This window comes from Citrobacter sp. RHBSTW-00570, from assembly GCF_013739755.1.
In the GTDB taxonomy this organism is placed as follows: Bacteria; Pseudomonadota; Gammaproteobacteria; order Enterobacterales; family Enterobacteriaceae; genus Citrobacter; species Citrobacter braakii.
In genome coordinates this window covers 3,968,700-3,988,886 of the sequence record NZ_CP056399.1, presented here as the reverse complement: position 1 = coordinate 3,988,886, position 20,187 = coordinate 3,968,700, and the positions used below count along the sequence as shown (strand labels likewise).

Genomic DNA, 20,187 nt, shown 5'->3' with positions numbered 1-20,187 from the left:
CCGCGTCAGGGAAGGAAGGTTTAGCGCTGGTAAATAAAATCCGGCTCGGTGCCTAAAAAAGTCTGAATAAATTCATACTGGCGGATCAGCAACTCGCCGTTTTTTTCGTTGTACGCCTTGCAGCGTTTCGCTTTTTGCTCAAGGCTCTGCCACCAACCCTCTGCGGCACTTTTTTGTAAGCCCGGCAACCAGCTAAATACCTGTTCCATCCCTGCACGATCGACGCTTACGCCCAGCAATTGCAGGATTGAGCGGCGCTGCTGGCTACTGTTATTCAACTGCTCATAGTGCTGTTGAATCGTCTCATTGACCGCCAACAGCTCTTCACTGGCGCGACGGATCATGCACAGACGTTGTTGTTCCAACTGGTGTCTGAGCGCGTCATATCGCGTCCCGTCCTCCCGGATACCCTGAAGCAGCGTTTTCACCTGCTGTAGCCTGGTACTCACAATTTTGGCCTCTTATTTCTGGAAAAAGCTGAGCATGTCACCAGCCAGTTGCTGGGTATCAACCTGCATGTCGCCTGCGGCCAGCATGGCCTGCATTTGCGCCACTTTGTCGTAATCAACGTCGCTTTGCGGATCGCTGTTCAGCGTTTGCTGCGCCGTTTGCAATCCCGCCTGAGTAATATCGTCGGCGGAAAGCGTCGCGGCGCTGGAGGTAGTGGTCTGCGTGCTGCTCTTGTCTGAACGCGTCTGCCCGGTTGTAGATGCAGGGCGATCGCCTGGCAGAGTCGGGGTAATTTTCATAGCAACCTCGTACATATTTCGTTGGGTTGGTTATCTGTTATTGGCTAAAAGCGACGGTAAGAGAGGAAAACTTTAATCCCATCACAAAAAATCCCTTCACTGCTCGGCCGTCAGCGTGGTGACCACGCCGATATCGTCCACCATCCCGCTAATGATCCGCTGGCTGCTGCTGTTGCGAATTTTTATCACATCCCCTTTGCGCCCGTTCTTCAACGCCACGCCCGGCATCGAGGCGGTAATTCCGGCCGTATGGGAGACGATCATCACCGGTTGGTCGCGTTTGACCAGCACCGGTTGAACCAGTTCGCTCCGGGTAATCGGTTTGCCCGGTTGCAGGGCGCGCTTGCTGGTGAGACCAATCGCCTCATCCATATTTGTCATTAACCCTTCCCGCTGGTTGCTGATATTGAATTTTTTAAGCTGCAGGTCGTTGACCGTAATTACCGTATCTCGGGCAATCAACGACTTTGGCATCACTACCGGCACCGACACGTCGGGGCGTACCGCAACGTTAAATTGCCAGCCCGCGCTGCCCGGACAACTCACCACAAAGTTCATTCGCGTCAGGGCCATTCTTGGGGATGTGCTGGAAGTGATCTGGGGCGCTGTTGCGCATAGCGCGCTGGTGCTCACCGTTGAGGGAATATAGACGTTGAACGTGTAGCGATAGTCCTGCCACTGCTGTTTTTTCGCCAGCGCGTCAATTTCATGACCGGCGGCAGTTATGACCCGCGCGTTGATCTGTTCCCGGGCGCTGTGCTGAATGGGATGGACGGCGGCATGTGCGGGTAAGACACAGCATAACGCCAGCATTATTTCCGCGGCAAAGGGGAAAGAAGGCTTCCTTATGTCGAAGGGGAATTTCATAAAGTCATTTCTCATCAATCACTTAAAAGTTGGCATACATATTGCTAATAACAGCGATATCTACGCAGGAGTGATGCAAGAAATGGGAATCAGTTTTCAGCAGGCATTGGGTGTACATCCGCAGGCAGTGAAGTTACGTCTTGAGAGGACCGAGCTACTGACTGCGAATCTAGCAAACGTCGATACACCAAATTTCAAAGCTAAAGATATTGATTTTGCCGCTGAGATGCAACGGGCAAGTCGCACAAATGTGCTGCCCGAGGCTGACGTGAAATACCGTGTGCCGATGCAGCCCTCAGAGGATGGCAATACCGTAGAGCTGAATACCGAGCAGGCCCGGTTTTCACAAAATAGTATGGATTATCAAAGCAGTCTGACCTTTTTGAACCTGCAACTTAGCGGTATCAAAGAGGCCATCGAAGGGAAATAACCATGTCGTTTACTGATATTTACCAGATTTCCGGCTCGGCGATGACGGCGCAAACCATCCGTCTGAATACCGTCGCCAGCAACATGGCGAATGCGGAATCTCCCGCCAGCAGCGAGGCGCAGGCCTATAAGGCGCGCAGCCCGGTTTTTGCCGCGGTTTACCACAATAGCCTGATGGGTGGGCATAACCGCCATGCCATTGATGGTGCCAGCGTACAGGTACAGGACGTCATGCAAAGCGGCGGGGCGGTGAAGCGTTATGAGCCACACCATCCGATGGCGGACCAGAACGGTTTCGTCTGGTATCCGGATGTCAATGTGGTCGAGCAAATGGCCGACATGATGTCCGCCTCACGTGATTTTGAAACTGACGTTGATGTGCTGAATAACGTCAAAAGTATGCAGCAAAGCTTACTCAAACTGGGAGAAGTGTAATGAATACCCTGACTCTGTATGCCCAATCTCAGGCGCAGGCTCCTTCTTCGGAGAATACGGCGGTGGCTGAAAATAACGTCGGCGCCACGGCGCAAAGCAGCAATCTGGGAGACAGCAGTTCTTCCTCAACGTCGTCAACAACGAATACCAGCGGGACAAGCGGTACTCCAACCACGACAACGTCCACCGAAACGTCCGCGGTTGATACGTTTTTGACGCTGTTCGTGGCTGAAATTGAAAACCAGGACCCGACCGATCCAACCGATCCTACGGCCTATATCGATCAGCTCGCCTCCATGGCGCAGGTTGCCATGATGGAAGAGATGAGCGTTGAGGCAAACACTAACGCCGTACTGATGAGCAACATTCAGGTGATGGCGCTGGGGAATATGGTCGGCGACGACATCATGGTGCAAACCACCTCGCTGGATATCGAAGACAACAGCAAAGAAATCCAGGGACGCGTGACGCTGGATGACAGTTGTACCGATGTGGATCTGCACTTTACCGATGAAGCCGGTGATGACTACACCGTGTCGCTGATCCCGCAAGGTGAAACCTCCGTCGGGCCCGGCCAGGTGGATTTCGACATCAATCCTGCGGATTACGGCATCCCGCCGGGCGATTACAGCGTATCCGTGGTGACCAATACCGGAGAAGAGGAAGTGCCGATTGAGGTAACCGGAACGGTGGAAGATGTGCGTATTCCGCTCGATGGCAGCACGCCGGTGCTCAACGTTGACGGCGTTGGCGAAGTGCCTTTCACCATGATCACCCAGTTTGGCGTTCCGGACAGCACTGATGACATCACGCCGCCTGATACTGACGACGGCGGCGATAACGCCGACAGCAACACCGTGATCTGATCTCGTTTACATTACAGGAAGAAACAATGAGTTATGAAATTGCAGCGACGGGACTGAACGCCGTCAACGAACAGCTTGATGGCATCAGTAACAACATCGCAAACTCCGGGACGGTTGGGTATAAATCGATGACCACCCAGTTCTCCGCCATGTATGCCGGAACGCAGGCGATGGGCGTGAGCGTGGCGGGTTCGGCACAAAGCATCTCCACCGGCGGCTCTATGGTTTCAACCGGTAATGCGCTGGATCTGGCGATCAACGACGATGGTTTTTTTGTGATGTGCGACAGCGCCGGGAACATCTCCTATACCCGCGCGGGTTCCTTCGTGACGGACAAAAACGGCTATATCGTCAATGCGTCTGGCGATTACCTGCAGGGCTATCCGGTTGATGACAGCGGCACGCTGCAAACCGGTACCGTTACCGATATCCAGATTAAAACCGGCAACATCCCGGCGCAGGCCACGGACAGCATGACCTTCACGGCAAACTTTGACGCCAGTGATGAAACAATCGATCGCGCAACCGTGCCGTTTGATGCCAACAACAGCGATACCTACACCGACAGCTACACCACCACCGTGTATGACTCGCTGGGTAATGAGCACTCGGTTAGCCAGTACTTTACTAAAACGGCGGATAACACCTGGGAAGTGCAATACACCTTTGATGGTGAAGCGCAGAGCGGTGTACCGCCGACTACGCTGACCTTCGACCCAAATACCGGCAAGCTGACGGCTCCAACCACGCCGCAAACCATCACCTTCACCACCGATGAAGCCGCACCGATTTCAATGACGATTGACTACTCCGATTGTACTCAGTACGGCTCTGACTTCTCGGTTACCACCAATTCCGCGACCGGATACGCATCGGCAACGCAAAACGGCGTGCAGGTCGATGACGACGGTAAAGTGTACGCCACCTACAGCAACGGTGAGCGCATGCTGCAGGGCCAGGTTGTACTCGCCACCTTCCCGGATGAGAACGGACTGGAAGCAGTGAGCGGTACTGCCTGGGTACAGACGGGCGAATCCGGTACGCCGCTGATAGGCACACCTGGCTCCGGTTCCTGCGGCACGCTCTCCTCCGGCATGCTCGAAAGCTCCAACGTGGATATCACCAACGAACTGGTCAATCTCATGACCGCCCAGCGTAACTACCAGGCGAACACCAAGGTGATTTCCACCAGTACGCAACTGGATCAGGCTCTCTTCCAGGCGATGTAAGGCTAAGAAATGGATCGGTTGATTTATACCGCGCTGAGCGGCGCCACCCAGACGTTACAAGAGCAGCAAATTAGCGCCAACAACCTCGCCAACGTCAACACCAATGGTTTTCGCGCGGATATGGCGATGGCGAGTAATGACAAAGTGAAGGGCGGTGGTTTTGATACGCGTTTTATGGCGAAGGAAAGTCCCAGCGGCGTCAATGACAGTACCGGCGTGGCGGAAAAAACCGAGCGCCCGCTGGACGTCGCCATTCAGGGGACGGGCTATATCGCCGTGCAGGACAAAGCCGGAAACGAGGTCTATACCCGCAACGGCAATATTCAGCAAGACGATCAGGGTCAGCTGACCATCGACGGTAACGTGGTGCTCGGAGATAACGGCCCGATTATTTTGCCGCCGAACGCGATTGCCTCTTTCGGCAGCGACGGCACGCTCTCGGTTACGCCTGACGACGGTGATGTTACCGCCACGATGGATATCGATCGGCTGAAGCTGGTGGATATCCCGGTCGCTAATCTGGCGAAAAACAGCGAGGGGATGCTGGTGACGGCGGATGGCGTACCGGCCCAGCGCGATGAAAACATCAAAGTAAGCGGCGGCTTTCTGGAAGGCAGTAACGTGTCTGCGGTGAGCGAAATGATGTCGTCCATTGCGATGAACCGCCAGTTTGAAGCGCAAATCAAGATGATGAAAACCGCTGAGGATCTCAGCGACTCCGGCAACAGGCTGCTACGCGGCTCCTGAGTCGTAGCCTTTAATCAGGGATAAAGTTTTATGAACGCAGCGTTATGGATCAGTAAAACCGGCCTGTCGGCGCAGGATGCTGAGATGAGTGCGATTGCCAACAACATCGCCAACGTCAACACCACGGGCTTTAAGCGTGACCGCGTGATGTTCCAGGATCTGTTTTATCAGACTCAGGAAGCGCCGGGCGCCATGCTCGATCAAAACAACATCATGCCGACCGGAATGCAGTTCGGTAGCGGTGTGCGCATCGTTGGAACCCAAAAAACCTTCACCGAAGGGAATGTGGAAACCACCGACAATGCGATGAACGTGGCCATCATGGGGCAGGGGTTCTGGCAGGTGCAAAAGGCCAACGGGGATATTGCGTATACCCGTGATGGCAATATGCAGATTAACGCCGACGGCGTGCTAACCAACGCCCAGGGCTTGCCTCTGCAACCGGAAATTGATGTTCCCGCAGGCGCGACCAACGTGGCATTTGGCGAAGATGGCACCGTGACGGCGATCCTGCCCGGCGACAGCGATCCGACCGAACTGGGGCAACTGACGCTGGTGAATTTCGCCAACCCGGCGGGGCTTTCAGCCGAAGGCGACAACCTGTATCTGGAAACGGCAGCCAGCGGTCAACCGACGGAAGGTATTCCGGGGGAAGATGGTCTGGGCACCTTGCAGGACAGCGCGCTGGAAGGCTCGAATGTGGATATTGTCAACGAAATGGTGGCGATGATTAACGTGCAGCGCGCCTATGAGATGAACGCCAAAATGGTCTCTGCGGCAGACGATATGCTGCAGTTTATTAGTCAGACGCTGTAATTCAAGAATGTGAAATGCCGGATAGCGGCTTCGCCTTATCCGGCAAATTTAAAGTAAACAGGCAGAACGTGAAAAATTATCTCTGGCTGGTGGTACTGCTGCCCCTGTTAAGCGGGTGCGAATCGCAGGCCCTCCTGGTCAAAAAAAATGACGAATTCTTTGCTCCTCCCAAAACTGAGTTGCCGCCAACGGCGGATGGTCGCGCGGGAGGGGTGTTCGAAACGGGTTACAAGTGGTCGCTGACGGCGGACCGCCGCGCCTATCGGGTGGGCGACATCCTGACCGTGATGCTGGAAGAATCCACCCAGTCGAGCAAACAGGCGAAAACCAATTTCGGCAAGAACAATACCGTTGATATCGGTGCACCGACTCTTTTTGGACATACCAAAGATAATCTTTCCGCTTCCGTGGACGCCAATCGCGACTTCAACGGGACGGCGACCTCGCAGCAGCAAAACAGTTTGCGTGGCGAAATTACGGTGTCGGTGCACTCGGTACAGTCGAACGGCATTCTGGAAATTCGTGGTGAAAAATGGCTCACCCTCAACCAGGGGGATGAGTACATTCGCCTGAGTGGTCTGGTGCGCGCCGATGATATTCAAAACGACAACTCCGTTTCATCGCAGCGCATTGCCGATGCGCGTATCTCCTATGCGGGCCGTGGCGCATTGAGCGATGCCAATGCGGCGGGCTGGCTGACGCGTCTGTTTAACCATCCTCTCTTCCCGATCTAATGCAGGATTTTAATATGCAACACATAAGCGGGCGCTGGATGAAGGCGTTAAACGGCATCGTTATCGCCCTGAGCCTGGTGCTGCCCGGCACTACGCAGGCGCAATCTCTGGAGTCGCTGGTCAACGTCCAGGGGATCAGGGAAAACCAACTTGTTGGCTACAGCCTGGTGGTGGGGCTGGACGGAACCGGGGATAAAAACCAGGTCAAATTCACGAACCAAACTATTACCAACATGCTGCGCCAGTTCGGGGTACAACTGCCGGGTAAAATCGATCCGAAGGTGAAAAACGTCGCGGCGGTAGCGGTCAGCGCGATGCTGCCGCCAATGTACTCGCGTGGGCAGACCATTGATGTCACGGTCTCGTCGATTGGCGATGCCAAAAGCCTGCGCGGTGGTACGTTATTGCTCACCCAGCTACACGGCGCAGATGGGGAGGTTTATGCCCTCGCACAAGGGAGCGTGGTGGTGGGCGGGATGAACGCGACCGGGGCTAGCGGCTCCAGCGTGACCGTGAATACCCCCACAGCCGGACTGATACCGAATGGCGCGTCAGTCGAACGTGAAATTCCCAGCGATTTCCAGATGGGTGACTCCATTACGCTTAATCTGAAACGTCCCTCCTTTAAAGATGCCAATAACATTGCGGCGGCGATCAACGCCTCGTTTGGCGGCATTGCTACGGCACAAAGCTCGACCAACGTCAGCGTTCGTGCGCCAACCAGCCCAGGGGCGCGCGTTGCCTTTATGTCTCAGTTAGATGACGTCCAGGTTCAGGCAGAAAAAGTACGCGCCCGCGTGGTGTTTAACTCGCGTACCGGCACGGTGGTGATGGGGGATGGCATTGCCCTGCACGCGGCGGCGGTATCGCATGGCAGCCTGACGGTTTCCATTAATGAAAGCAGCAACGTCAGCCAGCCGAATGCCTTTGCCGGCGGTCGTACGGCGGTGACGCCGCAGAGCAATATTTCGGTGAATCACGCCCGACCGGGGATGATTACGCTGCCTGAATCCAGCAGCCTGAAAACGCTGGTTAATGCGCTCAACAGCCTCGGGGCCACGCCGGACGACATTATGTCCATTTTACAGGCCCTGCATGAAGCCGGGGCACTGGATGCCGATCTGGAGGTCATTTAATGGCCGACATCAAAGTGAATCATAGCGGGGGCATTGACGGTAGCGATGCGTTAATGGGCCCGAAAATTAAAGATAACGATTTGCAGAAAGCCGCCCAGCAGTTTGAAGCCATTTTCTTACGCAACATGCTGAAAGAAATGCGTAAAACCAATGAGATCTTCGACTCCAAAGATAACCCGTTTAACAGCGACTCGGTGCGCATGATGCAGGGGTTTTACGACGATCAGTTATGTAACAGCCTGGCCCAGCAGCACGGTATTGGGATTGCGGCGATGATCGTTAAACAGCTCTCCCCGCATCACAAAGGATAAAGGTTGCGCGGCGGCTTAAGAACTGAGGTTTTTTCGCCGCTTTTAATCGGCAAGGTTGTTAACGACAGACCGGGGAACTGACCGGCGAGGACTCTTTGATGGACATGATTAACATTGGCTACAGCGGCGCATCAACTGCGCAGGTGGAGCTTAACGTAACCGCGCAAAACACGGCGAACGCCATGACCGACGGTTATACCCGGCAGGTGGCTGTCACCAGTACTATTGGCGCAAGCTCAGGCTCGGCGAACAGTGCGGGTAACGGTGTGCAGGTGGACAGTATTCGCCGGGTATCCAACCAGTATCAGGTGAACCAGGTCTGGTATGCCGCCAGCGATTACGGCTATTACAACACCCAGCAGACGTATTTAACTCAGTTGGAAACCGTGCTCAGCGATGATAACAGCAGCCTGAGCGGCGGCTTTGACAACTTTTTTGCCGCGCTAAACGCAGCTACCACCAGTCCGGATGACTCTGCTCTGCGTGAGCAGGTGATCAGCGAGTCCGGCGCGCTGGCGCTGCGCGTGGATAACACCCTCGATTATATCGATTCGCAAAGCAGTGAAATCGTTAGTCAGGAGCAGGCGATGGTGGCGCAGGTGAATACGCTTACCAGCGGTATTGCCAGCTACAACCAGCAGATCACTGAAGCCGAAGCCAACGGGGATAACGCGTCTGCGCTCTACGATGCCCGCGACCAGATGGTGGAAGAACTGAGCGGCATTATGGATGTTCAGGTCAATATTGATGATGAAGGTAACTACAACGTCACGCTGCAAAACGGTCAGCCGTTGGTGAGCGGGCAAGAGAGTTCCACCCTCGAACTGGAGACCAACGCCGACGGCACGCAGAGCATGTCGCTGACGTTCGCCGGAACCACGTCATCCATGAACACCGATACCGGCGGCTCGCTGGGCGCGCTGTTTGATTATCAGAATGAGGTACTGACGCCATTGACGGGGACGATTAACAGCATGGCAGAGCAGTTTGCCGATGCGGTTAATACCCAACTGGCGCAGGGCTACGACCTGAACGGAAATCCCGGCGAGCCGCTGTTTATTTATGACGAAAACTCATCGGATGGCCCGCTGGAAGTGAACCCCGATATCACCGCCGATGAGCTGGCGTTTTCCAGTTCGCCGGATGAAAGCGGCAACAGCGATAACCTGCAGGCGCTGATCAACCTCTCAACCGAACCGTTAGATATCGAGGGGCTTGGTAGCGTAACCGTGGGCGAAGCCTGTTCATCAATCATCAGTAACATCGGTATTTACAGCCAGCAAAACCAGACGGAAGCGCAAGCGGCAGCGAACGTGTACTCCGAAGCACAGAACCAGCAGAGCAGCGTCAGCGGCGTCAGCATGGATGAAGAAGCGGTGAACCTCATTACCTACCAGCAAATTTACGAGGCCAACCTCAAAGTTATCTCAACGGGCGCAGATATTTTCGACTCTGTGCTGGAAATGTGTAGTTAATCTGGAGGGCTATTATCATGCGCGTGTCTACCCAACAATCCTATGTGTCTATGACGCAGAGTTTTAACGACCTTTCCAGCGATCTTTCCCACGTTGTCACGCAGATGGCGACAGGGAAAAGTATTCTGCTGCCGTCAGACGATCCTATCGCTGCGACACGAATCACCCAGCTTAACCGCCAGCAATCGGCTCTCGATCAGTATCAAACTAATATTGATTCCGCCTCGGCGGGGATGAGCCAACAGGAGTCTATTCTGGATGGAGTGAATAACGATCTGTTAGCGATTCGCGACGATCTGCTGGAGGCCGCCAACGGCACCAACACCGCCGAGTCGTTATCCAGCCTGGGGCAGGATATTCAGTCGATGACCGAAGCGATGGTCTCGGCGCTGAATTATCAGGATGAAGATGGTCACTATGTGTTTGGCGGGACGGTGAACGATCAACCGCCCATTGTCGCGGTAGATGAGGACGGTGACGGGGTGACTGACAGTTATACCTATCAGGGTAACGACGATCATCGCCAGACCACGGTGTCCAATGGCGTTGAGGTTGATACCAATGTGGCAGTCAGCGATTTCTTCGGCGATAGCCTCGACGTTCTGAACACTCTGACGTCGTTGTCGAAAGAATTACAGGATCCGTCGGTTGACCCTGCCGATCCACAGGTGCAAAGCGATATTCAAAATGCCATTGATACGGTGGATGTGGCCTCAGACGCGCTCAACGCTTCTATAGCCACCATTGGTGAAACGCAGAATACGATGAGCATGCTGAGCAGTGCTCAGACGGATATCACTACCTCCAACGATCAGCTTATCAGTCAGTTGAGCGATCTGGATTATGGCCCAGCCTCCATTACCTTTACCGGTCTGGAAATGGCGATGGAAGCCACTTTAAAAACCTACTCCAAAGTGAGTGAGTTAAACCTTTTCAGTGTGATTTAACAGTTAGCAGTAGCTCAGGAATAGTATGCAGGTCGGTTTAAATACAACATCACTCTCCGGTAGCGGAGCGCTTAATCCTTCTGTGCAGCAGCATACCGTTGCGCAGAATGCCCCTGTCCGTCAAAAGTTACCCGCAACGGCGAGTGATTACCCGGCCTCACCCCTTATTACTACCCGGCCTCAGCGCTACAGCGTGCAGCTTAACGATCAGCTCACCACGCTGCAGCAAGCTGACCACTACCTGGGTCAACTGGAGCAGCATTTGCTGGACTTTCGTCACGCTTCTCGCCGCGGCGGACAGGCGCTGCAGCAGAAGGGGGCTGAACTAACTCAGTGGCTGGAAAAACGGCCAGCATTGTCCGGTGATGCGGTCGACAGGCAGTTGCGTCCGGTTTTACAGGGTGAGGCACGCGTCACTTTTCACTCGCCTGAACTGGCGCAGATGCTGCAAAAAAACGCGATAAGTTCACGCATGTTCAGTGTTTCTGACGGGCGGCAGACGCAGCACTCTGCGGTGGTGGTGGGCGAGGACCTGGATCCTGGTCAATACAAAATGATGATGAGCAACGCGCTGCGCCGTGTCGGTGTACAGGTGCACGATCAGCAGGGGGCGCTGAGCTTTTCCACGACGGAGAAGCAATGGCAGCAGATCCAACAAACCCTGAGCGTACGTGATGTTGACGCGAAGTCCTCGGCGTTTACTCTGCTAAAGACATTTGCCGATCCCTCTCGTTCAGATGAGCTTCTGCAACATATCGCGCAGGGCAGTTCCCGCACTCAGGATGGGTTACAGCAGGCGCTGGATGCGATTGGCGATCAGCGCGCGCAAATGGCCGCGCAGCAGGAGAAGGCCCGGCAGCTGATTGACGGTATGGCGCGTTTTCCACAGGCAGAAAGTGCGGTTAAAGCATCTGAATCACTGGGCGGGGTACTGGATCATGCTAATCACAACTATCAGGTTTTAGCCCAGGCGGTCAACGGACAAGCCCGGCTTTCCAGCCAGACTGTCCGTAGCTTATTAAGTTAATTCTGCTGACAAGATGTTGTCGAAAAGGTAAATGCCGAGGGGTCTGTGATTAACAGGCCTCCTACATCCTGAGTGAAGAGCAAATTTTGCTGCGGGTTTAAATGAATCCACCACGTATGAAGGTTATGCTCAACAATAAAGGAACTGAAATTGGATAAGCGGAGATCGTTATTATCCGCTTTCGCATCGCTAAAATGAAGCTCACCTTGTTGAGATGATTCTGTAGAACGATTAAGGCAAGTGGAGATCTCGAATACTGAAGGAACCTGGTTATTATGTTCCAAAGGGATGAGCGTAAGGGCCGTATCCTTGTGCTGTGGGCTCAGAATAAGTTGGTAATGTGCATTCCTTCCGGCGTTAAGATCATAATAGGCAATAACCGTGTGCTCAATGTGGGCATGGGCCAGAAAACTAAAAAATAGGGAGGAAATAGCCAGGATATAAAAAGCGTAATTATTTGCATTTTGGCATTTCATTTAACATTTTCTCCACTTCTTTAATTAAAATACCATTCATTTCGTTATCTTTATTTAGCCAGTTATCAAAGCTTAGTGCTAACTGCCAGCTATCATTGCATTGATTGCTCATCACAATATCAAGTGCGAGTTTGTTCAACGAGACCCGATAATAAAGGGTCATTGAGGCGCTATGCGCGACCAACAGTTGATTGATTTGCTCTATACCAGGAAGAATATGTTTTGAAACAAGCGATAACGATTTCTTATTCTCACCTGGATCGTAAAGTTGATAGACCGTAATACGGTTGGCATTTTCAAGCGTTTCTTTAACCAGTTGTGGAGTTTCTTCCGTTTTAGTGGCTGATGGCGCTTTAAAATAAGAGATCAGTGCAAACAGCGACAGAGCGACAACGATAACGGGCAAGGTAATCAGAACAGCCCGATAAGGATGATGTTTGGTTGCCAGTTTTTTCTTGCTGGCTTCATGTAATGAACTGTTATTTAAAGTTATTTTTTCTGTTGTTGTTGATGGCAGTTGCTCCTCAGACGCGAGGGTTTCAACTACCTCAGCATTCTCTTCGGTTACCTCACTGGCGCTGTCATCAACCTTATTTTCATTAGGAGCAATGATTTCAGTTAGATAGAGTTTATTAAACAAATACCCTTTTTTTGGTATGGTTTTTATAATTTCTTGTTGTTTACCATCATCATCAATAGCGACGCGCAGGGCGTGAACGGCTGTCGGCAAACTATTTCCACCGACGATGCGATTCTTCCAGACAGCGGTCATTAAAAATGAACGAGATAAAACAACATCGGCATTTTTAGCTAATGTCTCTAACAGAATAAAATGGTATTCGCCCAGGCGACGTATCTCACCTGTTTCACAGTGGATTAGCGCATTAAGCGAAGAGTCCATCCGCCAATTGTTGACTACAATACTCATGGTTTATTATACCCGCGCAAGATTTTTATATCCCTGGTGCCACACCGTTAAAAATCAGTGCATTAAAATTCTGGAGAAATTGAGATGTCTTCTGCCTGAGAAACAGCAGGTAAATCGGTATTGAGTGTTTTTTATGCTGTGCAAAAGAGGATTGGAAATGTAGCGAAAGTGTCTGAGACTCACAATATAAAAATACAGGGCATTTGCAACCAAATGTAAAATAAAGTTATAACCAGTCGCTTTAAAACATTTTAATCTAAGTATAATCTTATCTTTATCATAAGGTTAACATATCAGATGTGTAATCGAACAGGTCTTTATTAGATATTTCTAATAATCTTTTAATTAAATCTTGATTGAGATCTTCCTTATGCGTTGAGTGTTTGGATGCGGAGCACGGAAAGCTAAAATAGAGGTGAGAGACGTTTTATCTCTCGCGTTAACGATGTTGTGCAAGGCGTAAAAATTTTTTCTGCAGCGCTTTAAGTTTTCCGAAGGGGTGGTCGTTTTTACAGAGTATCGAAACGAAAACGATTATTCCCAAGGAGCAGTACCATGTTATCGATTAATACTAATACCGCATCAATGTCCGCTGTTAACGCTATCAACAAAAGCAGCGCATCACTGTCTACTTCTATGGAACGTCTGGCGACAGGTAACCGTATTAACTCTTCTGCAGATGATGCTGCGGGCAAACAGATTGCCAGCCGTCTGACTGCGCAGTCCAGCGGTATGGGCGTTGCGCTGAGTAACATTCAGGACGCGACTGCGATGCTGCAGACTGCAGACAGCATGTTTGACGAAATGACCGACGTACTGGGCCGTATGAAAGACCTGTCCACTCAGGCAGCGAACGGAACCTACAACGACGAAGATTTGCAGGCGATGCAGGACGAATACGACGAACTGGGTCAGCAGATGTCCGATATGCTGCAGAACACCACTTACGGCGGCACCAACCTGTTCGGTGTTTCCGGTACCAGCAACACCGGCAAAGACGGTCTGTTCCAGGGGGCGGTAACCTTCCAGGTTGGTGCTGAATCTTCTGACACCATGACCGTTGATATCTCCAGCCAACTGGGCGATCTGGTTAATGCGCTGGATGATGTTAGCAAATCGTTCTCTGCTGACCAGACTGCGGGTAGCACGGGCATTTCCGGTGGTACTGAGCTGACCGCTTCTGGTTCTGCAAACCAGATGATCACCACTATCCAGACTGCAATGGACGACGTGTCTAAGATCCAGTCCAAACTGGGTGCATCTATCAACCGTCTGAACGATACCGCAGCTAACCTGACCAGCATGCAGGACAACACTGAAGTGGCGATCGGTAACATTATGGATACCGACTACGCGACGGAAGCGTCCAACATGACCCAGCAACAGGTGCTGATGCAAACCGGCATCACCATGCTGAAGCAGTCCAACAGCATGTCCAGCATGGTTTCCAGCCTGCTGCAGTAATTCCTGACTTAACGTCATTTCCAACACCGCCACCCGGCGGTGTTGTGCTTTCAGCGACCTGGCTTTTACCTGGAAACCTTCCTGGGGAAGGGAAAATTCATTTCCGCTACTAAGTTAACTCACTGAATTTTAATTATAAAAATTATTGGCATGTATTTTGCTTTTACATAAATAACGTTGCACGGAGTCATTGATCATGAGCTATACGAGTCCGATCCAAAAATTAGCACAACAATTTGCCTACGCCGATATTGCCACCCAGGCGACGAATTTGCAGAACGAGCAGGCAGAGCTGGACGCAGAGAGTAGCGGTCTGGACTCGCTAAGTACCGCGCTGACTGATTTTCAGACGGCAATCGATGCGCTGAACAGCGACACCGACGGCCCACTGACGTTTTCCGCCACCACAAATAATGAGTCGAATACGGTGTCGGCAAACTCGCAGGCACAGGCGGGGACCTACTCATTTTATGTTTCGCAGTTAGCACAGGGGCAACAAACCACGTTCAGCATGAGCGACGATACTTACGCCGCGACGGGTTCATTTGAGATAACCATGGATGACGGCACAACCATGGATATTGACCTGTCTACGGTCGATGAGGATGGCGATAACTGTGTTGATGCCAGTGAACTGGTTGATGCGATTAATAACTCGGACGATAACCCAGGCGTGTCGGCGGCATTGGTTAAGACCGACGGCACGACCACCATCATGCTGACCTCTGATACCACCGGTGAGCAAAGCGGTTTTTCGGTGAGCGTTTCGGGTAACACCGATCTGGCTACGGCGGAATCCTCCAGTGAACAACAGATAACGCAAGCGCAGGACGCCATTATTCACCTCGGTAACGAGGATGGCCCTGCGATCACCAGCAGCACCAATACCTTCGACGATGTGATCCCCGGCGTGACGATGACTTTTTCTGAGGTTAGCGATCCTGATGATCCTAACGATGTGACCACTTTTACCGTCGCGGAAGACTCCAGCGGATCGCAGGCCAAAGTACAGACCTTTGTTGATGCCTACAACACCTTGGTCGACACCATCGATTCACTGACCAGCTATGGCGATGACGACACGGCGTCCGGGGTTTTTGCGGGAGACGCCGGGATGAATTCGCTGGCAAATCAGATGGATGATATTGCTCACGCGTCTTACGGTGGCGTGTCGATTGTTGATTATGGCATCACGCTGGATTCCGACGGTCACTTACAAATTGACTCCACTCAGTTCAGCGAAGCAATGGAAGAAAACCCGGACGGTTTGACCGCTATTTTTGTCGGGGAGGACAGCATGGTCGCGCAGATGGACGACCTGATGGAAAGCTATCTGGATTCCAGCAACGGCATCATCGCCCTGCGCCAGGAAAACATTGATGACCAGCAGAGCAAAATTCAGGACGAAAGCGATCAACTGACTGAAACCTATAACACCAACTACGAGCGCTATGTGGAAGAGTACACCAATACGCTGGTGGAAACGTACACCATGAAAATGAGTATGGCCGCGTTTATGTAACCGGCTGATTTAAGAGAAGGATTGAGAATCAACATGTACGACACGCAGGATGGTTATTCGCAATACAAAGAGATGGATCTTGCTGCGCGTACCGCAGCAGCATCGCCATTAGAGCTGGTGCTGGTGCTGTTTTCGGGGCTGATGGACGAGCTGGAACGCGCCAAAAGCCACATTGAGAACAAACGCTATGAGCGCAAGGCGCAAAGCATCAACAAATGCATCGATATTCTCAACGCCTTAACCAGCTCGCTGGAGTTTGAAACGGGCGGCGAGTTGGTGGTGAATTTGTCCCGGCTGTATGACCACTGCGTCTACCGCCTGTATGAAGCCAGCGGCGAATTGTCGCTGGAAAAAATTGATGAAGTGATCCTCATCCTGACCAATCTACGCACAGGCTGGGAAGGTCTGTCGGCAAAGCTGGGATAAGACGATGGAAAGAGAGCGTCAGCAACAGCAGCTTTATGCCCTGGTAAAAGAGATGAACGAGGCGCTGGATCGAAAGCGTTGGCGCCGATTACCCGGCCTGCATCAGCAGGTGATGCGCGTTTTTCATGACTATGCCGCCTGGGAAACCGATGCCACCGCGTTGCGAGAGGTCAAAGACATCCTGCATGCGGCGTTTGAGGTGCTGATTGCCCGACGAACACAGCGTGCGGAAGAACTCAAAGCGCGCATGGATCAACATCAGCAAAACCAGGAAGGAATGTTGGCGTACTCAATGGTTAATTTAATTTCGGAGAAGGCATGAATCCTGTATTACTGGCCTCGGCCAGTGCGTTGGCAGAGGCCACACCGGAAAAAGCGGCTATTTCGGCCCCAACAACGTCAACGAGCGGCAGCACGTTTTCTTTACCGCAGGCCGGGCTTAACGCGGTGGCTGAACGTTTGATCGGCGCAAAAATAAACCAACAGCAGGCGTCGTTGCCTGAGCATCAACGCGATGATGCAGATCCTGCGGCCATGCAAGCATTGCTGGCGATGTTACTGGCGCAACCGGCACAGCCGTTAACGCCTGCGGCGGCGCAGAAGCAGCCTGACGGTGAGATGCTGAAAATGCTGACGCAGGCGCAAACTACGGGGGCGGGGTCTGCGCTTTTGCGCCAACTGGCGAGCGCGATGGCCGGGCAAGGAAAACAATCCATGCCGTCGGCTGAGCAGCACGCCACGGATTTATCGTCACTGTCGCCAAAGCTGCAAACGTTACTGGCATCGATCACCGAGAATTTGCCCCAGGCAACCCCGGATCAGCAGGCCAAACTGGCGACATTCTCCGCCCAGGATCTGCGCGCGATCGCGCCTGAACCTGTCTCGCTTTCGACCTCACAGCAAATTTCCGCCCGGGTGAAGTCAGCGGATCACGCCGTTCCTCGCCCGATGGCGGTGAGAAAAACGGATAGCGTAACGGTTAACCCATCGCTTGCGTCGCAAAGTTTGCTCAATACGGCGGCGCAGGGAAATCAGCCGGTAAATGCCCTGAGCGACCACAACGTGGTGTCGACGCAAGTTTCCGCGCCTACCACGCTGTCAACAGAGGAGCTCGGCGAGAAGCTCACCGCGCTGCTCAAAGACAGAATTCAGTTCCAGTTGGGTCAGCAACAGCAGGTGTCGACCATTCGTCTAGACCCGCCATCGCTGGGCAAACTGGAAATTGCCGTGCAGCTGGACGCAGGAAAGCTGATGGTGCACATCGGCGCAAATCAGAGCGATGTCTGCCGCTCGTTGCAGCAATTTAGCGAGAACTTACGCCAGCACCTCACGGCGCAGAACTTCATGGAAGTGAATGTTCAGGTCTCTTCCGAGGGACAATCGCAACAGCAACAACAGCAGTCAGGCCATCAACAGGACGAGGTGACGTCGGCGCTAACGCTTAACGACGAACCTCAATTTCAACAGAACGAATCCGTTCTGATCAAAGTGTAAAAGCAAGATGAAGAAAATTGTTATTGCGTGTGTGATCAGCTCTGTCGTTGCTCTGGGTATTGCTGGTGGGGCTGGATGGGGTATTTATCATTTTATGAATAAAGGTGCGACAGCTAAGGCAGCAAAACCCGCTGAGATACCCGAAGAAAATCAGGATGAGAGCAGCAGCATATTTGTCTCTCTGCCGGAAACGGTGGTTACGCTTCATGATAGTGAAGGGACAGACCGATACATGGTGGCAGAGCTGGTAATGGTCGTTGATTCAGAGAAAGACGCTGAAAAAATTAAGAAAGACGAACCGCTCTATCAAAGTATTACGGTAGATGAACTCTCGAATATGAAATATGAAGAGATTCGGGCGCTGAAGATCTCCGATATCAGAAAGAAAGTTTTTGAAAATCTGAAAATTGAATTAGCGAAACGCAAAATGGCGACACCGTATAAGGACATATTGGTGAAAAAAGTCGTGTTTCAATAAGCGACAAGCCAGGAAATAACATGATCCAGGATGCTTACGAGTCAGAAGATTTTAATGCGACGCCCGTGCTAACGCCAAAGCAAGAGAGCCATTATTTACAGGCTTATCTTCCTTTGGTGCGCAAAGTGGTGCGTCAACTTGCGCCGCAATGTACCTGCGTTATGGACAGGCAGGATATGGAGCAAACGGCGCTGATGGGATTGCTGAATGCGATTCGCCGCTATGGTCAACCGGATGAGGGCTTTGCCGGTTATGCCGTCCATCGTATCCGCGGAGCCATTCTCGATGAGCTGCGCAGCCTCGACTGGCGGCCTCGTCAGCTACGACAAAAATACCATCAGATTAAAGATTTGATTCGTGATGCGCGTACTCAGCTCGGGCATGAACCCTCATGGGAAGAGCTTTCCCGGTTGGGTTTGTCGTCTGAAGATTATCAGGAATATCAACAGCTGGAAGGTGCCGAGTCGCTGGCCAGCCTGGATGAATTACTAAATGGCGATATACCGATTGCGCCGCTCGAAGGGCGGGGGCTTGAAGAACAATTCGTCACGCAGGAAATGCTGGGTTATGCCCTGAGCCAACTCAGCGAAAAGGAGGGGCTGGTGCTCTCAATGTATTACCAGCACGATATGAATTTAAAAGAAATCGCGCTGGTATTAGGGCTGACTGAAGCTCGAATTTGTCAAATGAATAAAAAAATCACGCACAAGATTCGTGATTGTTTATATCCAGATTAACAATTCCGAATCAACATGCGGAGGACGTAATGCAAAAGATTTTTGGTTTATTGGTGGTTTTAGGCTGCGTATTTGGTGGCTACTTTGAGGCTGGCGGACAGTTAATTGCTATCTGGCAGCCGGCAGAAATTATTATTATCGTGGGGGCCGGTCTGGGGGCGATGATTATCGGTAACCCAATGCATGTGCTTAAAGAGATTGCTCACCAGATCAAAGGCGTGGTCAGCAAAAAGAAAATGGGGCCGGAGTTCCAGCGTCAGTTGCTGATGTGCCTGTATGAACTGCTGGAAATGGTGCAGAACGGCGGTCTGCGTATGTTGGATCAGCATATCGAACAGCCGGAAGAGAGTACCATTTTCCAGAAATACCCGCTGGTACTGACCCAGAAACGACTGGTGACCTTTATCGCCGATAATTTCCGTCTGATGGCGATGGGGAAAATTGATGCCCACGAGCTGGAAGGGATCCTCGATCAGGAACTGGATACCGCGGAAGAATCGCTGTTAACCCCTTCGCGCTCCCTGCAGCGTACCGCCGAGGCGATGCCTGGCTTCGGCATTTGCGCGGCGGTGCTGGGTATCATCATCACCATGCAGTCAATCGATGGTTCCATTGCGCTTATCGGCCTGAAAGTGGCGGCGGCGCTGGTGGGGACATTCTTAGGGGTCTTCATCTGTTATTGCGTGATGGATCCGCTGGCAAACGCCATGGAACAGCAGGCGCGGGCGGAACATTCGCTGCTCGAATGTGTACGTACCGTGCTGGTGGCGCAAGCGGGCGGTAAGCCGACGCTGCTGGCGGTTGATGCGGGACGTAAACTTATTCATCTGGCTTCCAAACCCACATTCGCCAATCTGGATGCGTGGGTGAATGCGATGCTGGAGCAAGAATAAG

The 20,187-nt window shown here is 52.3% G+C and carries 25 protein-coding genes; 20 read left to right on the top strand and 5 right to left on the bottom strand.

Annotation, left to right across the window (positions count from 1 at the left end):
• Window positions 1-20: 20 nt before the first annotated feature.
• The 3 genes from HV237_RS19020 to flgA form a co-directional block, all read right to left on the bottom strand.
• Entirely contained in the window at window positions 21-449 is a 429-nt protein-coding gene (locus tag HV237_RS19020) for a flagellar protein FlgN (RefSeq protein ID WP_046275405.1), read from the bottom strand.
• A gap of 12 nt (window positions 450-461) precedes the next feature.
• Window positions 462-749, bottom strand: a complete 288-nt coding sequence (gene flgM, locus HV237_RS19015) for a flagellar biosynthesis anti-sigma factor FlgM (protein WP_016151838.1) — start codon at window positions 747-749, stop codon at window positions 462-464.
• Window positions 750-845: 96 nt separating this feature from the next.
• Window positions 846-1,616, bottom strand: a complete 771-nt coding sequence (gene flgA, locus HV237_RS19010) for a flagellar basal body P-ring formation chaperone FlgA (RefSeq protein ID WP_047357626.1) — start codon at window positions 1,614-1,616, stop codon at window positions 846-848.
• A gap of 82 nt (window positions 1,617-1,698) precedes the next feature.
• On the opposite strand from flgA, the gene flgB reads away from it, so the two are divergent.
• The 12 genes from flgB (at window position 1,699) to HV237_RS18950 (ending at window position 11,768) form a co-directional block, all read left to right on the top strand.
• Window positions 1,699-2,046, top strand: a complete 348-nt coding sequence (gene flgB / locus HV237_RS19005; protein WP_016151840.1) for a flagellar basal body rod protein FlgB — start codon at window positions 1,699-1,701, stop codon at window positions 2,044-2,046.
• Window positions 2,047-2,048: 2 nt separating this feature from the next.
• Entirely contained in the window at window positions 2,049-2,480 is a 432-nt protein-coding gene (gene flgC / locus HV237_RS19000; RefSeq protein ID WP_016151841.1) for a flagellar basal body rod protein FlgC, read from the top strand.
• Window positions 2,480-3,346 (top strand): flagellar hook capping FlgD N-terminal domain-containing protein, encoded by an 867-nt coding sequence (locus HV237_RS18995; RefSeq protein WP_046275407.1) that lies wholly within the window; start codon window positions 2,480-2,482, stop codon window positions 3,344-3,346. The genes flgC and HV237_RS18995 overlap by 1 nt, the downstream gene beginning before the upstream one ends.
• 26 nt (window positions 3,347-3,372) lie before the next feature.
• The gene (gene flgE, locus HV237_RS18990; protein WP_019076087.1) at window positions 3,373-4,575 is read left to right on the top strand and encodes a flagellar hook protein FlgE; all 1,203 of its coding nucleotides are present in this window, start codon (window positions 3,373-3,375) and stop codon (window positions 4,573-4,575) included.
• 9 nt (window positions 4,576-4,584) lie between these two features.
• Window positions 4,585-5,322, top strand: a complete 738-nt coding sequence (locus tag HV237_RS18985) for a flagellar basal body rod protein FlgF (protein WP_016151844.1) — start codon at window positions 4,585-4,587, stop codon at window positions 5,320-5,322.
• Window positions 5,323-5,352: 30 nt separating this feature from the next.
• Window positions 5,353-6,138, top strand: coding sequence for a flagellar basal-body rod protein FlgG (flgG, locus tag HV237_RS18980; RefSeq protein WP_019076088.1), 786 nt, complete (start codon window positions 5,353-5,355; stop codon window positions 6,136-6,138).
• 68 nt (window positions 6,139-6,206) lie between these two features.
• A complete protein-coding gene (gene flgH, locus HV237_RS18975) occupies window positions 6,207-6,872 on the top strand; it encodes a flagellar basal body L-ring protein FlgH (RefSeq protein WP_029139421.1) in 666 nt (221 codons plus the stop codon).
• A gap of 14 nt (window positions 6,873-6,886) precedes the next feature.
• On the top strand, window positions 6,887-8,008 hold the full coding sequence (locus HV237_RS18970; RefSeq protein ID WP_047357627.1) for a flagellar basal body P-ring protein FlgI: 1,122 nt from the start codon (window positions 6,887-6,889) through the stop codon (window positions 8,006-8,008).
• Between the two features lie 8 nt (window positions 8,009-8,016).
• Complete coding sequence (locus HV237_RS18965; protein WP_029139422.1) at window positions 8,017-8,319, top strand: rod-binding protein; 303 nt, start codon at window positions 8,017-8,019, stop codon at window positions 8,317-8,319.
• Window positions 8,320-8,417: 98 nt separating this feature from the next.
• Window positions 8,418-9,794, top strand: a complete 1,377-nt coding sequence (flgK, locus tag HV237_RS18960) for a flagellar hook-associated protein FlgK (protein ID WP_047357628.1) — start codon at window positions 8,418-8,420, stop codon at window positions 9,792-9,794.
• A 17-nt stretch (window positions 9,795-9,811) separates the two neighbouring features.
• Entirely contained in the window at window positions 9,812-10,741 is a 930-nt protein-coding gene (gene flgL / locus HV237_RS18955) for a flagellar hook-associated protein FlgL (protein ID WP_019076091.1), read from the top strand.
• 25 nt (window positions 10,742-10,766) lie between these two features.
• Window positions 10,767-11,768, top strand: a complete 1,002-nt coding sequence (locus tag HV237_RS18950; RefSeq protein WP_046275411.1) for a hypothetical protein — start codon at window positions 10,767-10,769, stop codon at window positions 11,766-11,768.
• On the opposite strand, the gene HV237_RS18945 is transcribed toward HV237_RS18950, so the two are convergent.
• A complete protein-coding gene (locus tag HV237_RS18945) occupies window positions 11,765-12,244 on the bottom strand; it encodes a hypothetical protein (protein WP_016151851.1) in 480 nt (159 codons plus the stop codon). The two genes, HV237_RS18950 and HV237_RS18945, sit on opposite strands and share 4 nt — an antisense overlap.
• A complete protein-coding gene (locus HV237_RS18940) occupies window positions 12,222-13,172 on the bottom strand; it encodes a winged helix-turn-helix domain-containing protein (RefSeq protein WP_046275412.1) in 951 nt (316 codons plus the stop codon). Before HV237_RS18940 ends, HV237_RS18945 begins: the two co-directional genes overlap by 23 nt.
• A 555-nt stretch (window positions 13,173-13,727) precedes the next feature.
• Here HV237_RS18940 and lafA point away from each other — a divergent pair.
• The 8 genes from lafA (at window position 13,728) to motA (ending at window position 20,186) form a co-directional block, all read left to right on the top strand.
• Complete coding sequence (lafA, locus tag HV237_RS18935; RefSeq protein WP_016151853.1) at window positions 13,728-14,636, top strand: lateral flagellin LafA; 909 nt, start codon at window positions 13,728-13,730, stop codon at window positions 14,634-14,636.
• Window positions 14,637-14,832: 196 nt separating this feature from the next.
• A complete protein-coding gene (gene fliD / locus HV237_RS18930; RefSeq protein ID WP_046275413.1) occupies window positions 14,833-16,158 on the top strand; it encodes a flagellar filament capping protein FliD in 1,326 nt (441 codons plus the stop codon).
• Between the two features lie 33 nt (window positions 16,159-16,191).
• Window positions 16,192-16,584 carry a flagellar export chaperone FliS gene (fliS, locus tag HV237_RS18925; protein WP_003843794.1) on the top strand — a complete coding sequence of 131 codons (393 nt, stop codon included), beginning with the start codon at window positions 16,192-16,194 and terminating at the stop codon, window positions 16,582-16,584.
• Window positions 16,585-16,588: 4 nt separating this feature from the next.
• The gene (locus HV237_RS18920; RefSeq protein WP_046275414.1) at window positions 16,589-16,906 is read left to right on the top strand and encodes a hypothetical protein; all 318 of its coding nucleotides are present in this window, start codon (window positions 16,589-16,591) and stop codon (window positions 16,904-16,906) included.
• Window positions 16,903-18,078 (top strand): flagellar hook-length control protein FliK, encoded by a 1,176-nt coding sequence (locus tag HV237_RS18915; RefSeq protein WP_047357629.1) that lies wholly within the window; start codon window positions 16,903-16,905, stop codon window positions 18,076-18,078. The genes HV237_RS18920 and HV237_RS18915 overlap by 4 nt, the downstream gene beginning before the upstream one ends.
• A 7-nt stretch (window positions 18,079-18,085) precedes the next feature.
• Entirely contained in the window at window positions 18,086-18,556 is a 471-nt protein-coding gene (locus HV237_RS18910) for a flagellar basal body-associated FliL family protein (protein WP_047357630.1), read from the top strand.
• A gap of 20 nt (window positions 18,557-18,576) precedes the next feature.
• Window positions 18,577-19,293 (top strand): FliA/WhiG family RNA polymerase sigma factor, encoded by a 717-nt coding sequence (locus tag HV237_RS18905; protein ID WP_046275416.1) that lies wholly within the window; start codon window positions 18,577-18,579, stop codon window positions 19,291-19,293.
• Window positions 19,294-19,322: 29 nt separating this feature from the next.
• On the top strand, window positions 19,323-20,186 hold the full coding sequence (gene motA / locus HV237_RS18900) for a flagellar motor stator protein MotA (RefSeq protein ID WP_181541582.1): 864 nt from the start codon (window positions 19,323-19,325) through the stop codon (window positions 20,184-20,186).
• Window position 20,187: the final 1 nt, after the last annotated feature.

Coding starts and splice junctions, on each gene's coding strand:
- fliD (WP_046275413.1), top strand. CDS start 14,833: ATGAGCTATACGAGTCCGATCCAAAAATTAGCACAACAATTTGCCTAC.
- HV237_RS18945 (WP_016151851.1), bottom strand. CDS start 12,244: ATGAAATGCCAAAATGCAAATAATTACGCTTTTTATATCCTGGCTATT.
- motA (WP_181541582.1), top strand. CDS start 19,323: ATGCAAAAGATTTTTGGTTTATTGGTGGTTTTAGGCTGCGTATTTGGT.
- HV237_RS18940 (WP_046275412.1), bottom strand. CDS start 13,172: ATGAGTATTGTAGTCAACAATTGGCGGATGGACTCTTCGCTTAATGCG.
- HV237_RS18915 (WP_047357629.1), top strand. CDS start 16,903: ATGAATCCTGTATTACTGGCCTCGGCCAGTGCGTTGGCAGAGGCCACA.
- flgL (WP_019076091.1), top strand. CDS start 9,812: ATGCGCGTGTCTACCCAACAATCCTATGTGTCTATGACGCAGAGTTTT.
- flgM (WP_016151838.1), bottom strand. CDS start 749: ATGAAAATTACCCCGACTCTGCCAGGCGATCGCCCTGCATCTACAACC.
- flgB (WP_016151840.1), top strand. CDS start 1,699: ATGGGAATCAGTTTTCAGCAGGCATTGGGTGTACATCCGCAGGCAGTG.
- flgK (WP_047357628.1), top strand. CDS start 8,418: ATGGACATGATTAACATTGGCTACAGCGGCGCATCAACTGCGCAGGTG.
- fliS (WP_003843794.1), top strand. CDS start 16,192: ATGTACGACACGCAGGATGGTTATTCGCAATACAAAGAGATGGATCTT.
- lafA (WP_016151853.1), top strand. CDS start 13,728: ATGTTATCGATTAATACTAATACCGCATCAATGTCCGCTGTTAACGCT.
- HV237_RS18950 (WP_046275411.1), top strand. CDS start 10,767: ATGCAGGTCGGTTTAAATACAACATCACTCTCCGGTAGCGGAGCGCTT.
- HV237_RS18920 (WP_046275414.1), top strand. CDS start 16,589: ATGGAAAGAGAGCGTCAGCAACAGCAGCTTTATGCCCTGGTAAAAGAG.
- HV237_RS18985 (WP_016151844.1), top strand. CDS start 4,585: ATGGATCGGTTGATTTATACCGCGCTGAGCGGCGCCACCCAGACGTTA.
- HV237_RS18970 (WP_047357627.1), top strand. CDS start 6,887: ATGCAACACATAAGCGGGCGCTGGATGAAGGCGTTAAACGGCATCGTT.
- HV237_RS18905 (WP_046275416.1), top strand. CDS start 18,577: ATGATCCAGGATGCTTACGAGTCAGAAGATTTTAATGCGACGCCCGTG.
- HV237_RS18995 (WP_046275407.1), top strand. CDS start 2,480: ATGAATACCCTGACTCTGTATGCCCAATCTCAGGCGCAGGCTCCTTCT.
- flgC (WP_016151841.1), top strand. CDS start 2,049: ATGTCGTTTACTGATATTTACCAGATTTCCGGCTCGGCGATGACGGCG.
- flgG (WP_019076088.1), top strand. CDS start 5,353: ATGAACGCAGCGTTATGGATCAGTAAAACCGGCCTGTCGGCGCAGGAT.
- flgA (WP_047357626.1), bottom strand. CDS start 1,616: ATGAAATTCCCCTTCGACATAAGGAAGCCTTCTTTCCCCTTTGCCGCG.
- flgE (WP_019076087.1), top strand. CDS start 3,373: ATGAGTTATGAAATTGCAGCGACGGGACTGAACGCCGTCAACGAACAG.
- HV237_RS18910 (WP_047357630.1), top strand. CDS start 18,086: ATGAAGAAAATTGTTATTGCGTGTGTGATCAGCTCTGTCGTTGCTCTG.